We start from the raw sequence: 12,923 nt of genomic DNA on the forward strand, positions 1-12,923 counted from the left end.
TAGCTGGGGGTGTCTGTCTGGAGTTCCATATATCATGCAGCAGCGCCGCTTTGCGAATCAAGGATCAAGGCGCGGCCAGTCTGAACGCCCGGATGTTAAACCACTTGCCTCCCCGATACCATCTCAATCGAAATGCCGAAGAATATGGAGGGAGCAAGGCTGTCTTCGCTTTCCGAGTTTAAGGCAAGCGATCCGGGTTCCCACCAGAACGGTTGCTTCTGCAGGAGAGACCAGGCGTGGATGCGTTCGTCATGCCGGGCCGGCGTATCGGTCAGCTCATCATAGGTGCCCTGAACAAGCACGCTCTTCCACGTTCGGTTTTCGCCAAATTCTTCAACCTGAACACAGGCTGGCGAATGGGCCCGCAATAGATCAATCTTCAGGCCCGGCATGGAAAATATGAAAAGCCGGCTTTTTTCATAGGCATACTGAATGGGAACGATATAGGGATATTTTTCGCCCAGGCATGCCAGATGGCCACGGGTGTGGCCTGCCAGAAAGGCGAGGCAGTCTTGTTCACCCATTTCTCGCAGTTGCATCGCGTTATCCAATTCCGTCAGCGTTTCAGCCCTTCGTTTGATGGCAGCAAAGCGTTCTGGCTCGCCGCAACAGTCTTGCCGCGCCTACCAGAACACATCGTTGAGAATGATATAGACGATAAAGGCCAGACAGATGGCCGGTGTCGATTTCACCAGGAAGTCGATGTACCGGAACCTGCCGATATGCTGAGCCAGGCGTTTCCACGAATGGATGTTTACCGTGGAAGACATCATGCCCTCCTTTGGTTGGGGCCGGATAACTCTGATCACCCGGGAAGCAGCGCCCGTTCACAAACTGCCACTACACCAAATATGGGCGCCAATCCTCTGCGCTACAAGGCGTGGCGGATTGCCGGTCCGGCAGAGAGATCCCGCTGCTGTGCACGATCGCCAATGGCGGCGCGGAGGGGGCAGGATTGCGGGGCACGTCCATACAGGATTGCGCTTCGACCTCAACCATTGCTTCGATCAGTTTCAGCCGATCGAGTTTCCGCCGTTGATCGTCGTAGAGCCTGCTCAACAGCGCATAGGCCGATCCGGAGGGTCTGCCTTTGCGCAATAGTTTCCTGATCAGCATTTCCTGATCGGCAACGCGATGCGCCGCCTTCACGATATGGCGACGTGCCAGCTTCAGGTCTTTCAGGCGGTATCGTGTGGCAACCATATGCTTTGCTCCCCCTGTCTCATCCGGCAGTAGCAGGATGGTGGCCGTTTCAGTTCACCGGCCGTACGCCTTCTCGCAATCAGCGAAAATCTGCAGCCGTGAGCGTGAAGTTGTTTCCGCGTCGATGCTGATAGACTCTCGATGCAGCCTCCTGAATGGAAGAACGCGCCGCATCGAAGGCATTGAGATAGGCGGCTTCGGAAGAATTCTGGGTGATCGCGCTGCCGAGGGCTGCTTCTTCGACCAGAAACCTGACCTCGAACATGCCGTCATAGCCGGTGAAGCGGACACCTTTTCGCGCTTCGTCGAAGCTGCGGCTTCTGTTGGGAAAGATAAGTGCCATTGCGGTTGTCCTTGGAAGTGGGTGGGAGCCGCTGTGCGACCCTCGGACCCGGCGATGATTGTCGATGCACGGCTGACCGGAACGGGCAGCTTGATGCCAGATGGTTGGCAACCAGCCTGCCGCCATGCCCGATCGTCGCCAGGTCTCAATGGATCGTCTGCACGATGACCCGGTCATCAAGCAAAGCCTGAGATGTCTTGATCAAGCGCACCGTACCAGTGATGATCTCGTCGGAATAGACCGGGTCCGCACGCGAAATTTCGTCCGTCATATCGCGGAGGACTTTGTTTATCTCAAGCAGAGGCGGCACAAGGTCCAGCAATCCATCGGCGGCCAGCCCGTGAGCCAGGCCTGCGATCACCTCTCTGAGGTGATCTATGAGCGCACGCCGTTCTGAAACCGCCAGTGCCGACGGCTTTGTGAGGGTCGCTTCACCGTTGAACTGCATGATGCGTATCCTCCTCTCTCTAAAATGGGTTCCGCCACGCCATTATCAATGGCTACCGCCGAATGAGGTTGCGGTCGGATGGCAAAGAGCGCAAGCTGAACTATCGGCGGGCACGATACGGGCACCGCTGCTTGGGGCGCGCCAGTAAGCCCTGGCGCCAGCGAACCCTAGCCCCAACGAAGGAGGACACAATGTCTTCCACATCAGATCAATTATTCGATATCCACAATTTGAGAATGCTGGACCGTATCCTCCGAAAGGCCGGCTTTCGCGGCGGCGAAACCTACGCGACCGATGATGGCGAGATCAGCGCCACAAGTTTCCTCATTCATTGTTTCCAGATGGGAATCGTCGATGAGGCCGCGTTGAAATCGGCTCTGAAAATGTATCTCGCGACACAATTGAGCTCAGGCCCGCTTCCGCAGGCAATGGAAGACGGCTCCTTTGCCAGATGGCAGGATGACGGCGGCGCCCCGGTGAAAGCCTATCGGATCGCGCGGTATACGGCGTCTGGTCGCGCGGACGCACCGCTGCGGCCGCCAGCTTACCGCTTTCCCAAAACCAGGCTGCCTGAACGATTGTCCGAGATCCCGTGAACGCGCCTGCTGCGACGTCACCGGCAACGCCCGATCGATCGTCGCGATGACATGACGAACAAGGAAGAAGACATGTCTGGGATTCACGCCGATCAAAAGGATCGGGCCAGGAAGCACGAGATCATCGCCCCCGTGCGGAAAAACGCGACGTCAAGCTCGACCGCCGACGATCTGATAACGCAGGCTCGTCAGGCGCGCTCACCGTCGGCGGAGCAGGGGATCGATAGCGCTGATAAGCAAGCCTATGGTCTGGCGCGTCCACACAAAGGTCCGTTCGACAACGCAACGGCATTCAGCGCTGCCACCTACGACCATGATCTCCCGACGCGGCAGCAATTGGAGGCGGCGCAACGCAGCCAATCCGACGCGATAAAGCGGCAAGAGGCAAACCGCCAAAAGGGCAAATCCCGCCTGCGCGCAAAGACAACGACGCTGAAATCTCCCTGAGCAGGAATAGAGGGGCAGACGGCGCCCTATAGATTTCTTGCTGACTGAGCGGTGCTTGGCTCCAAGGCCTTTCCGCTCGGGGTCTGTCGAAAAGCCCGCCTTAGGCGGGCTTTTCCTGTTTGCGGCAAAAGCTCGGGAGACTGTCAGGCCGCCCCAAACGGCACGGCGACGAAGGTTTTGTTGCCATCGCGTTCGACGAGCAGCAGCACCGACTTGCGGCCGGCCTTGCCGGCATCGGCGATCGCGGTCTTGACGTCGCGGGTGTTATGGACCGGTCTGTCGTTCACCGAGACGATGACATCGCCGGACTGAATTCCGGCGGCGGCGGCCGACTTGTCCGGGTTGACACTGGCGACCACCGCACCGTTGACAGAGCGCGGCAGGTTGAGCTGCTGGCGCACGTCGGGTGTCAGGTCGGCAAGGCTGATGCCGAGGCTCGGCTGGCCGCTGCTCTCGCCCTTGCTGGCGGGACTTTCGGCCCCGGCCTGTTTCTGGCCTTCCTCATTGGTGCCGACGGTAACGTTGAGATCGATCGTCTTGCCGTCGCGCCAGACGCTGAGCGCTTCCTTGGCGCCCGGCGAAAGGTCGGCGACCAGGCGCGACAGGTCCTTCGGCGTCTTGACGGTCTCGCCGCCGACTGAAGTGACGATATCGCCCGGCTTCAGGCCGGCATGGGCGGCCGGCGTATCGGCCGTGACGGCGGCAACCAGCGCACCGCCTGTTTTATCAAGGCCGACGGCATCGGCGACATCCCTGGTGACCGGCTGGATCTGTACGCCGAGATAACCGTGATCGATCGAGCCGTCCTTCTGCAGCTTGGCGACGATCGCCTTGGCCTCGTCGGAGGGAATGGCGAAACCGACGCCGACACTGCCGCCGTTCGGTGAATAGATGGCGGTGTTGATGCCGACGACATTGCCGCTGCGGTCGACGAGCGGGCCGCCGGAGTTGCCATGGTTGATCGGCGCGTCGATCTGGATGAAATCGTCATAGGGGCCGCTGTGCAGGTCGCGGCCGCGCGCCGAAACGATGCCAGCCGTCACCGTGGTGCCGATGCCGAAGGGGTTGCCGATCGCCAGGATCTGGTCGCCGAGCTTCAGCCTATCGGAATCGCCCCAGGCAATGGTCTGCAGCGGCTTGCCCGCCTCTATCTTCAACACGGCGACATCGGATTTCGGGTCGGTGCCGATCAGCTTGGCCGGCAGTTCCGTGCCGTCATCCAGCGTCACCTTGATGTCGACGGCATTGTCGATGACATGGTTGTTGGTGACGATCACGCCGTCGGGGCTGATGATGAAGCCGGAGCCGAGCGCCATCGCCTGCTGCGAAGGCCGGTTTTTCGGCGCCTGGTGCGGCAGCGGGATGCCCTGGTCCTCGAAGAACTGGCGGAACTGCTCGTCCATCGGCGACTCCTGCTGGTCGGCACTGACATCGGTCGCCTTCATTGTCGTGGTGATGGTGACGACCGCAGGCTTGTCGGCATCGACGATGGACGCGAAGGAGCCGCTCGGCGCGAGAACGCCGCCGGCATCGGACGGCGCGGCAAAGGCGCTGGACGAATTGATCGCAAAGGGCAGGCATGCCGCGCCGGCGATGATGGCGGCTCCGACAAGCGCTGCGGTGCGATGTTTGCGTAAGATGTGTGACATGGTGGTGATCCCTTGGGCGGTGGTCCCTTGCGAGAGGGTTGGCTTTGGATGGCGTCGTGGTTCCATGTCCTGGGACCTGGCGTCGGATGGCGTTTGGCGGCAATTCCTCTGGGGAACGCGCAGTCGTCGAGGGGCGGCGACCGGGGGGAAGAGAAGAATTGGCGCTCGGGATTCATATGATCCCACCAAGCGGATTTACAAATTAAAGTTTGATCATGTTTATATTGCCGATTTGTAAGATATGACGGGAATTTAATCTTCGCTGCAAGTGCGTTCCGGCCGGCTGCCCCGCTGCAGAACTTCCGGCCCGGTTTTGTCTCGCTTCGCGTCCTTCGCGATGTTTTCATTCGAAAATAAATGGACTTATTCCCGATGGCGGTGATCCGATCGCCGCACGCGCCCGTAATTTGCCGACAGACGATCCCGTTGCTGTTTCTGGAAATTCTATTCCCGGATTCTGTTGCGAATATAAAATGTTAGTAGACTCTAAATTATTTCTTCTTCAGAAAGTAAAGGTCGCGATTCGAGGGCAAGCGAGTCTCGCGGGCGAGATATAACGGGGGCGGTGAGGACGGCAGTGGAGCGGGGGCGGAAGGCCAGGCGCGGTGCGCATGTGAAGTTGAGCGATGTGGCGAAGAAGGTGGGTGTCAGCCCCATCACCATTTCGCGCGCGCTTCGCAATCCCGAAATCGTCTCGGAGGATCTGCGCCAGACTATCCTGCGCACGGTAGACGAGATGGGGTATATCCCCAATCTTGCCGCCCGGGCACTCGCCGGCCGCCACAACGGCATCATCGGCGTCATCACGCCCGCTTTGCACCATCACGGCTTCGCCGGTCTGATGATCGGCATCGAGGATTGCTTGCGCACCACCGAATTCCGCGTGCAATATTCCAACACGCTCCACCATGTCGACGGCGAGGCCGGCGAGCTCAGATCCTTCCTGACGCAGAAGCCGGCCGGCGTCATTATCGCGGGCGCCGAATCCTATCATGATCTTCTGTCGCTGATCGAAAACGCCGCCTGTCCGATCGCCCATATCACCGATCTCAGCCAGGAGCCGGAAAGGCTGGTCGTCGGCCTCGATCATTATGCGGCCGGCGCCGAACCCACCCGCTTCCTGCTATCGAGGGGTTATGAGAGGATCGGCTTCATCGGCCGCGGCACGGATATTCGCTCGCGTCGCCGGAAGGAAGGCTATGAGGCCGCGATGGGCGAAGCCGGCCGTTTCGATGCTGATCTCGCCATTGGCGGAAATGAGGGAAGCAGCACCGGCCTCGGCAGGGAATTGTTTGCCCGCCTGTTGCAGCGCGTGCCGGATATCGATGCCGTCTTTGCTCAAAGCGACGATCTGGCGCTCGGTGTCCTCATCGAATGCGCCGCGCGCGGCATCCGCGTGCCGGAGGATGTCGGCATCTGCGGCTTCAACGATCTGGAGTTTTCAGCCTTCACCCAACCGACCCTGACGACGGTTCAGATTCCACGCTACGATATCGGCTACCGCGTCGCCGACATGCTGCGGCGCGCCATCCGCGACGAGCCGCCCGGCGAAAACAAGGTCGATTGCGGCTTCTCCATCATCCCGCGCGGCTCGACGCGCTAGTTCGGCACGATTCGCCAGCCTTTCGTCTGCCGATGCAGGCAGTCAAAAATGCCTTCAAAATATCGATATCAGCCCAGTGTTCCTGCAAATCGTTCCGGCCATCGCTCACGTTGAAAAACCTCCGTCAGGAAGTCGATGAACACTCTTGTCTTGGAGGGCAACAGGGTGCGGTTTGCATAATAGATCGAAATCGGGCCTGCGTCGGCATACCATGCCGGGACCAATCGGGTCAGTTCTCCGCTCTCCAGATTGGCCAGAGCATCCGCCTTGGCGATCATCGCGACACCAAGGCCGAGAAGGGCGGCGGATCGCATGGCCGCGGGATCGTTGACGACGATCGTCTCTTTCAAGACCGCAGGCTGCTCATCTCCAGCAAGATTGCGCATCTGCCGCTGGTGAATTCGACCCGTCCGCATCGAACGCATGACGATACCGTCGAGTTCGTGCAAGCCGGACGGATCATGAGGCGGAACCCGATCGCCCAGATATCCCGGTGATGCCACGGGGATAATATGAGCAGGGGCCAATGGCCTGGCGATGACACCAGGCGTCAACTCGAAACCCCCGCCGATCGCAGCATCATAGCCCTCGGCGATCAGATCGACCTGTCTGTTTTCGAACATCCATTCCGGGCGGATCATCGGATATCGCTGCATGAACTCCGGCAATAGCGGAAGGATGTAGCCTATGCCGAGTGTCGGGCTCATGCTGAGTTTCAGCACGCCGGATGGTTCGGACTGTTCGCTCGATGCCTCCGAGATCGCTCCCTGCAGGCTTTCCAGGTGATCTCGGATTGAGTGCAGAAAGCGCTCGCCTGCTTCCGTGAGCGTCAGACTTCGGGTGCTTCGTTGAAACAGCCTGAGTTTCAGGTTGCCTTCAAGTGCTGCGACATTGCGGCTGACCGCCGCCGGCGTCAGGCCGAGCCGTCGTGCCGCCGAGGAGAAGCTTCCAAGCTCGGCGCTGCGCACGAAGGATTCCAGGTTTGCAAGTGTCTCCATACCATCACTTTCAATCAATGCTTGAAATTGATAACAGGCAATTCTGTCTAATCACAAGGGAATAACAAGGCGATATTCACTCCATCGAAACCAAACAATGGAGTTATCGCAATGACCATCGGCATCATTGGCGCCGGCAATATCGGCTCCGCCTTCGCCCGAGCCCTTGCCCGCAACGGCATCGCCGCCACGATCTCGAACAGTCGCGGCCCCGACACATTGCAGGATCTGACCGAGGAACTGTCGCCGCACATTACGGCGGGGACAATCGAAGAGGCGGCGAAAGCCGGCCTCGTCCTTGTCGCCGTCCCTTGGTCGAAGCTACCCAAGGCATTGGCGGGTCTTCCTAACTGGGCGGGTCGCATCGTAATCGACGCCAACAATCCGATCGAAGGGCCGCTGTTCAAACCAGCCGAGCTGAATGGTCGTTTGTCGACTGAGGTCTTCGCCGGCCTGGTGCCCGGTGCTCGCGTTGTGAAGGCATTCAACCATCTCCAGGCGCATCTGGTTTCAGCCGATCCCCGCGCCGAGGGCGGCAGCCGCGTGCTCTTCTATTCCGGCGACGATGCCCAATCGAAGGCCGAAGTGGGGACGCTGATCTCCAAATTGGGCTTTGCCGGCATCGATCTCGGGCCGATTTCGATCGGCGGCAAGCTCGCGCAATTCCCCGGCGGGCCGTTGCCTGTCCTCAACCTCGTCAAATTCGGATGAACAGCGATCGGCCGGATCAATCCGGCCGATTTGCTCGAACGACAGCGCCGCGCATCTTTTCAGCCGTGCAAAGGACGCTGTAACACCTTGAATTGCTGCGTAGTTTTATCCTTAAATCGGTTCCGATTTAAGGAATTATGCAGTAGGCACAGCCGAGATTATTCCCTATATAGAATGAATGAGGATCACTGTGCTGAAAAATGGATAGTGCAGGACTGTCTCTGGACAGAATGCGCACCTTTGTCCGCGTCGCCGAACGCGGCAACCTGTCGATGGTCGCAAGAGAGCTGGGTGTCGGTCAATCCACCGTGACGCGGCACCTCAATGAACTTGAGGAGGCTGTCGGCGTACCGCTTCTCAGCCGAACCACGCGACGCGTCACCCTTACCGACGAAGGCAGCCGCTACTATACGAACTGCCTTCAGATATTACGCCTGGTCGAACAGGCTGCGGAAGAAGCGAGAGATGCCCGCCGGGCTCCTGCTGGGGCTGTTCGGCTTTCCTGTACGGCAGCACTCGGCGTGATGCACATCACCCGCCTCATCTTTGACTTTCAGGACAAGCATCCGGACATTCGGGTCGACCTCAACCTGACGGACGAGCGGATCGACCTGGTTCGCGAAGGCGTCGACGTCGCACTCCGTCTTGGGCCTCTCGCGGACAGCGCGATGAAACTTCATGCGCTCGGAGAAAGCCATCGGTTGCTGGTGGGCGCTCCAACCTATTTGTCCTCCCACGGACGGCCGGAACGCCCAGCCGATCTGTCACGCTACGAAACCGTCGTGATGTCCAATGTGGCGGGGAGCGATCAGCTCGTTCTGTCCTCTCCCGACGGCACAAGCCTGATGATCCCGGTCAGTGGCAAGCTGCGCGTCGATCACGGGCTCGCGGCGCGCGAAGCCTTTGCCGCCGGACGCGGCATTGGTCCTGCACATCTCTGGTTGGTCCACGATCTTCTGGACGACGGCCAGCTCGAGGTCGTGCTTGGCGACTATCGTCCTTTACCGGTTCCGGTGAGCTTGCTGATCGTTCCAGAGCGTGCAGCCATTGCCCGCGTTCGGCTTCTCGTCGACTTTCTTGTCGCCGAGGTTTCCAAATTGCCGGGAATTCGGCCATCGTAAGCCCTTGTTTTCAAGCGTGTCGTTATCGCAAAACCGCGCACACATTTGCGCGACATGCTTCAAAGTCCGAAAGACCACTTATCGCCACGCCACCCCGTCGTCCTGAGATACTGCTCCCAGTTGAGAGTGTCGGGGTTCAGGCGACGGCTCCATTCGAGGTCGTGCTCCTTGCCGAAATAGCCATGGTCGACAGCATATTCGACCATCCCCAGAAGCTCTCGAACGAGAAGTTCGTTGGCGGCAAACTCCGGAAAGTAGTGCAGCAGGCCATCCCTGGTGAAAGCGTTTCGATACGCGGCCTTGAGCCCGGTCACGCGCTGAAAGGTTTCGACCATCTCGCGCGGAGAAATGATATCGCCAACGATCGGCAGCGTTTTCCCGTTGTAACGCTCGGGATTTGAGAAAATTTCAAGCACGACCGGCCCGGTCGCCGTCAGCGGATCGACAAACGGCGCTCGGAAATCGTCAGGAAGATAAATCGGCAAGAGGAGCGTATCGCCCTCCATGCGCGGCACATAATATTCGAGAAGATTCGTGTAGAAGAATGCCAGCATGACGAAGGAATGAGAGACCGGCAGGCCGCGAATATGGTCTGCAACGCGCGCTTTGTCGGTAAAATGCGGCGCATATTTCGTCCCGTTGGTTATATTGTCGACATTCTCAAGCGTGCTGAAAACAATATGCCCGACGCCGGCCTCAACGGCGGCATCCGCCAGTTGTCGGCCGAGAGGGGCCTCGATTGTCTCAGGCGGGGCGATCGGCGGCGTCATCAGAAATGCGCCATCCGCGCCTTTGAAGGCGGCGACGAGGTCCTTTTGACGGCCAAGTTCGAGAGGGACGGCTACGATTTCAGCGCCGCGTTCCTCCAGACGTAAAGCTTCAGGCGAATCCTTTTTCCGGGTTAAAGCTCGCACCCGGAAACGTTGGCTCTGAAGGAGTGTCGCGGCGACGCTGCGCCCCTGTTTGCTCGTTGCACCGACAATCGCGATCAGTGGCTTTTCATGTGCAGACATAGAGCTTTAAACCTTTCCCTGTCATTGACGCCGCTACGGTGGCAGGCGTCGTTTTGCGGGAGAGCGGTCGGCCTGTGCCGAGAGCCCACTCGATGGCGGGCACCCTATCGCAACAGGTTCTATGGCTGTAGATATCTGAAATGCATAACGTAATGCCATTTTCTGGATAAATGGCGTCCCGGCTGGGCCTGGATACAAATCGGTTCGCCATCCATCGCGACGGCGCAAGTGTCGTTCTTGAAACCACTTCTCAAATGCCGGCGTTGGCTCAGACATCTCTTCGCCGATGGCGGCTCTGATGGACTAATGCTGAGAGCTGCATGGCAAAGACGCAAGTTCACCCTGCAGACCGTCAAATAAACCGATAGGACCAAAGGTTTCGAAGTGCTGCCCAGTCGCCGCAAGATATTACTTTTATTGAATTCTTTTCAACGCAGACTCTTGGCCTGTCTGGCAGATGTATTAATCATTGTTAAGTACTATTGAATATGGTTAATATTATGTTAACCTTAAAGAGATCGGACAGTGTTCAGCGCTTTCAAAGCGGAAATTCGAAACATGAAGCTTTCGAAGATAATATCGCCAGAGATGCCTCAATATAGGTCGAGAATCGGTTCTCGCCTGCATCAAACAATACTGTGCATGGTGTTTGCAGCAATTGTTCCATTGACGTCAGCAGCGGAAGATTTACCTGCGTCCACAGGTTCAGCCCCGGTTGTGACCTCTGGCGAGACTTCGGCCCGGCAGCCTCAATCGCTGCGTGATGGTCTTCGTTCAGGCGATAAATTGAATCTCGCATTTTACGAAAGCTTGGCCTCTGTAGAAGATCGCTGGACGGGCTCACGGGGCACGGTTCCCTGGAACTTTTACCAGCGCCCCGAGCTCACTGGCGAATACGTCGTTGAAGCGGACGGAACCATTTCGCTTCCGCTTTTGGGACGCTTCCCGGTTCGAGGGCTTCCTCCGGCCGATGTGGAGGCGATAATTCTTCCTTCGTACGAAAGTCTGGTCGGCAGAAAGGGGTTCGTCAACATCGTCAGGATTGAGCACCAGCCGATTTACATTACCGGCCCGGTTCGTAATCCAGGCTCGTTTCAATATGTTGATGGCATGACTGTTCTGCATGCCGTTGCGCAAGCGGGTGGCATGACGGCGAAGACTATCGAGCCATGGCAGAGTGTGGAGATTACACGCCAGATCGAGCGGTTGAAGGCTGGGCTGGCCGATCTGAAGCGGCTTGCGTCGCGAACCGAGGTGCTGAGGGCGAAGCGCGATTCCGTGCAAATTGCCAGCATTGGCACACCTGTTTTTGGTCCCGATCCCGATGCTCAACAGTTGTTGGATGATGAGACATGGCAGCGCCAATTGGTAACGACGAGCAAGGATGCGCAGAGCAGTGCTTACGCAAAATCTGTTACCGATGCTCAGGCCGATCTCGATCTGCGTCAGGCCCGCGTCGGCAATTATGATGCCACAATTCGGGTCCGTCAGGATCGGCTGGCAAGTATCGAGAATTTGGCCAAAAACAAGCTTGTCACCAGCATCGAGTTGACCCGGGCGCAAAGCGAACTGACTGAGTCTGAAGATCGAAAACAGCAGGCCGTCATCGATGTCGAGAGCGCAAAGCAACGGTTGGCGGCAGCGAAACAGGATGTCGAGCGCGATCGTATCGAACGCAAGATCGAGATCGAAAAGTCAGCAGCGGATGCCGAAAGAGGCCTATCCACGGCGTTGAAGACGACCGAGAGCGATCTTGAAATTTTCCGGTCCATGGTATCGTCGGAGGATACCGCCGATGTTGAATTCGAAATCGTTCGGCCTGGACCGAACGGTGTCATCGTCGAACCTGCGACCGAAGAAACGGTCTTACAGCCTGGCGATCTGATCAAAGTCCATTGAGACTTAGCCGCATACTCCTCCCGACTGGGAGAGTTTAGTCCTCCTCTCGGCCCAAGAGCTCAGGGGCATCGTTGATTTGCGATTTGTCACGCGGTCCAAAACGCCATGGAGAGCTTATGTCTACAATCGAAGCTTTAGAATCCTCGCATTCCTCAATGCCGGTCCAGGGTCCGATGTTCAATTTGCCAAGGACCTCGCTCGTCATTCCAACCTTGAACGAAGCGGAAAACATTAAGCTGCTTTTGCCCCGCATACCGACCTGGGTGCATGAAATCATCATCGTCGATGGGCGATCGACAGACGGAACGCCTGACATAGCGCGAAGCATGCGCGACGATGTCAAGATCGTGCTCCAGCCCAAGAAGGGCAAAGGCATCGCATTGCGGACCGGCTTCGAAGCCGCATCGGGTGATATGATCGTGATGCTTGATGCTGACGGTTCGATGGATCCCTACGAAATCATCTTGTTCGTCGCGGCTCTTGTTGCAGGTGCGGATTTCGTCAAGGGTTCTCGTTTTATGCAGGGTGGCGGCACCAGCGACATGACAGTCATCCGCCGTTTCGGCAATCTCGGCCTGACCCTCCTGGTCCGGATGCTCTATGGCAGCTCTTTCAGCGATTTGTGCTACGGCTACATGGGCTTTTGGAAACGGCATGTTCCCTTGCTGCGTGCCGACTGCGACGGCTTCGAAATTGAGACGCTGATCAATTTGCGGGCCCTGAAGAACAAGCTCAAAATCATGGAAGTCGCGAGCTTTGAATCGGAGCGTATCTACGGCGTCAGCAATCTGCGTGCCCTTCCGGACGGCTGGCGCGTGCTGAAGACGATCTTCCGAGAACGCGTCAGCACGCCGACGGGCGTCCAAGTCCTCGAGCAGGGCATGTCCTGAGG

15 protein-coding genes and 1 pseudogene are annotated in these 12,923 nt (G+C 58.1%); 8 read left to right on the forward strand and 8 right to left on the reverse strand.

Features of this window, described 5'->3' with window-relative positions; translation table 11 throughout:
• Positions 1-95: 95 nt before the first annotated feature.
• From U5G49_RS04295 to U5G49_RS04315, 5 genes are all read right to left on the reverse strand, one after another.
• Positions 96-539: a pyridoxamine 5'-phosphate oxidase family protein gene (locus U5G49_RS04295; protein ID WP_193444846.1), complete on the reverse strand. Its 444-nt coding sequence runs from the start codon at positions 537-539 to the stop codon at positions 96-98.
• 84 nt (positions 540-623) lie between these two features.
• Positions 624-773, reverse strand: a complete 150-nt coding sequence (locus tag U5G49_RS04300) for a hypothetical protein (RefSeq protein ID WP_163999960.1) — start codon at positions 771-773, stop codon at positions 624-626.
• A gap of 67 nt (positions 774-840) precedes the next feature.
• Positions 841-1,203 (reverse strand): hypothetical protein, encoded by a 363-nt coding sequence (locus tag U5G49_RS04305; RefSeq protein ID WP_018241123.1) that lies wholly within the window; start codon positions 1,201-1,203, stop codon positions 841-843.
• Between the two features lie 79 nt (positions 1,204-1,282).
• On the reverse strand, positions 1,283-1,546 hold the full coding sequence (locus U5G49_RS04310; RefSeq protein WP_018241124.1) for a DUF1488 family protein: 264 nt from the start codon (positions 1,544-1,546) through the stop codon (positions 1,283-1,285).
• A 145-nt stretch (positions 1,547-1,691) separates the two neighbouring features.
• Positions 1,692-1,994: a hypothetical protein gene (locus U5G49_RS04315; RefSeq protein WP_018449489.1), complete on the reverse strand. Its 303-nt coding sequence runs from the start codon at positions 1,992-1,994 to the stop codon at positions 1,692-1,694.
• 191 nt (positions 1,995-2,185) lie between these two features.
• On the opposite strand from U5G49_RS04315, the gene U5G49_RS04320 reads away from it, so the two are divergent.
• A complete protein-coding gene (locus U5G49_RS04320; RefSeq protein ID WP_018241126.1) occupies positions 2,186-2,590 on the forward strand; it encodes a hypothetical protein in 405 nt (134 codons plus the stop codon).
• 72 nt (positions 2,591-2,662) lie between these two features.
• Positions 2,663-3,037: a hypothetical protein gene (locus tag U5G49_RS04325; RefSeq protein WP_193444857.1), complete on the forward strand. Its 375-nt coding sequence runs from the start codon at positions 2,663-2,665 to the stop codon at positions 3,035-3,037.
• A 143-nt stretch (positions 3,038-3,180) separates the two neighbouring features.
• On the opposite strand, the gene U5G49_RS04330 is transcribed toward U5G49_RS04325, so the two are convergent.
• Positions 3,181-4,686 (reverse strand): DegQ family serine endoprotease, encoded by a 1,506-nt coding sequence (locus U5G49_RS04330; RefSeq protein WP_193444845.1) that lies wholly within the window; start codon positions 4,684-4,686, stop codon positions 3,181-3,183.
• Positions 4,687-5,299: 613 nt separating this feature from the next.
• Here U5G49_RS04330 and U5G49_RS04335 point away from each other — a divergent pair.
• Complete coding sequence (locus tag U5G49_RS04335) at positions 5,300-6,289, forward strand: LacI family DNA-binding transcriptional regulator (RefSeq protein ID WP_018241129.1); 990 nt, start codon at positions 5,300-5,302, stop codon at positions 6,287-6,289.
• 68 nt (positions 6,290-6,357) lie between these two features.
• Here U5G49_RS04335 and U5G49_RS04340 read toward each other — a convergent pair whose 3' ends face one another.
• Positions 6,358-7,287 carry a LysR family transcriptional regulator gene (locus U5G49_RS04340; protein ID WP_193444844.1) on the reverse strand — a complete coding sequence of 310 codons (930 nt, stop codon included), beginning with the start codon at positions 7,285-7,287 and terminating at the stop codon, positions 6,358-6,360.
• Between the two features lie 111 nt (positions 7,288-7,398).
• On the opposite strand from U5G49_RS04340, the gene U5G49_RS04345 reads away from it, so the two are divergent.
• Together U5G49_RS04345 and U5G49_RS04350 are read left to right on the forward strand one after the other, a co-directional pair.
• A complete protein-coding gene (locus U5G49_RS04345; RefSeq protein WP_131605207.1) occupies positions 7,399-7,998 on the forward strand; it encodes an NADPH-dependent F420 reductase in 600 nt (199 codons plus the stop codon).
• A 200-nt stretch (positions 7,999-8,198) separates the two neighbouring features.
• Positions 8,199-9,119 carry a LysR family transcriptional regulator gene (locus tag U5G49_RS04350; protein WP_018241132.1) on the forward strand — a complete coding sequence of 307 codons (921 nt, stop codon included), beginning with the start codon at positions 8,199-8,201 and terminating at the stop codon, positions 9,117-9,119.
• A 59-nt stretch (positions 9,120-9,178) separates the two neighbouring features.
• Here U5G49_RS04350 and U5G49_RS04355 read toward each other — a convergent pair whose 3' ends face one another.
• Positions 9,179-10,132, reverse strand: a complete 954-nt coding sequence (locus U5G49_RS04355; RefSeq protein ID WP_193444843.1) for an NmrA/HSCARG family protein — start codon at positions 10,130-10,132, stop codon at positions 9,179-9,181.
• Between the two features lie 215 nt (positions 10,133-10,347).
• Here U5G49_RS04355 and U5G49_RS04360 point away from each other — a divergent pair.
• From U5G49_RS04360 to U5G49_RS04370, 3 genes and pseudogenes are all read left to right on the forward strand, one after another.
• A pseudogene (locus U5G49_RS04360) lies at positions 10,348-10,489 on the forward strand (IS5/IS1182 family transposase); the annotation flags it as partial.
• Between the two features lie 285 nt (positions 10,490-10,774).
• A complete protein-coding gene (locus U5G49_RS04365; protein ID WP_246289063.1) occupies positions 10,775-12,031 on the forward strand; it encodes a polysaccharide biosynthesis/export family protein in 1,257 nt (418 codons plus the stop codon).
• Between the two features lie 173 nt (positions 12,032-12,204).
• On the forward strand, positions 12,205-12,921 hold the full coding sequence (locus tag U5G49_RS04370) for a glycosyltransferase family 2 protein (RefSeq protein WP_245268248.1): 717 nt from the start codon (positions 12,205-12,207) through the stop codon (positions 12,919-12,921).
• The last annotated feature ends 2 nt before the right edge of the window (positions 12,922-12,923 follow it).

The organism is Rhizobium indigoferae, from assembly GCF_034554815.1.
Classification (GTDB): domain Bacteria; phylum Pseudomonadota; class Alphaproteobacteria; order Rhizobiales; family Rhizobiaceae; genus Rhizobium; species Rhizobium leguminosarum.

Excerpts from the sequence above, each read along its gene's own strand:
- U5G49_RS04340 (WP_193444844.1), bottom strand. The coding sequence starts at position 7,287 with ATGGAGACACTTGCAAACCTGGAATCCTTCGTGCGCAGCGCCGAGCTT.
- U5G49_RS04320 (WP_018241126.1), top strand. The coding sequence starts at position 2,186 with ATGTCTTCCACATCAGATCAATTATTCGATATCCACAATTTGAGAATG.
- U5G49_RS04315 (WP_018449489.1), bottom strand. The coding sequence starts at position 1,994 with ATGCAGTTCAACGGTGAAGCGACCCTCACAAAGCCGTCGGCACTGGCG.
- U5G49_RS04365 (WP_246289063.1), top strand. The coding sequence starts at position 10,775 with ATGGTGTTTGCAGCAATTGTTCCATTGACGTCAGCAGCGGAAGATTTA.
- U5G49_RS04300 (WP_163999960.1), bottom strand. The coding sequence starts at position 773 with ATGATGTCTTCCACGGTAAACATCCATTCGTGGAAACGCCTGGCTCAG.
- U5G49_RS04370 (WP_245268248.1), top strand. The coding sequence starts at position 12,205 with ATGTTCAATTTGCCAAGGACCTCGCTCGTCATTCCAACCTTGAACGAA.
- U5G49_RS04305 (WP_018241123.1), bottom strand. The coding sequence starts at position 1,203 with ATGGTTGCCACACGATACCGCCTGAAAGACCTGAAGCTGGCACGTCGC.
- U5G49_RS04355 (WP_193444843.1), bottom strand. The coding sequence starts at position 10,132 with ATGTCTGCACATGAAAAGCCACTGATCGCGATTGTCGGTGCAACGAGC.
- U5G49_RS04295 (WP_193444846.1), bottom strand. The coding sequence starts at position 539 with ATGCAACTGCGAGAAATGGGTGAACAAGACTGCCTCGCCTTTCTGGCA.
- U5G49_RS04310 (WP_018241124.1), bottom strand. The coding sequence starts at position 1,546 with ATGGCACTTATCTTTCCCAACAGAAGCCGCAGCTTCGACGAAGCGCGA.
- U5G49_RS04325 (WP_193444857.1), top strand. The coding sequence starts at position 2,663 with ATGTCTGGGATTCACGCCGATCAAAAGGATCGGGCCAGGAAGCACGAG.
- U5G49_RS04345 (WP_131605207.1), top strand. The coding sequence starts at position 7,399 with ATGACCATCGGCATCATTGGCGCCGGCAATATCGGCTCCGCCTTCGCC.
- U5G49_RS04350 (WP_018241132.1), top strand. The coding sequence starts at position 8,199 with ATGGATAGTGCAGGACTGTCTCTGGACAGAATGCGCACCTTTGTCCGC.
- U5G49_RS04330 (WP_193444845.1), bottom strand. The coding sequence starts at position 4,686 with ATGTCACACATCTTACGCAAACATCGCACCGCAGCGCTTGTCGGAGCC.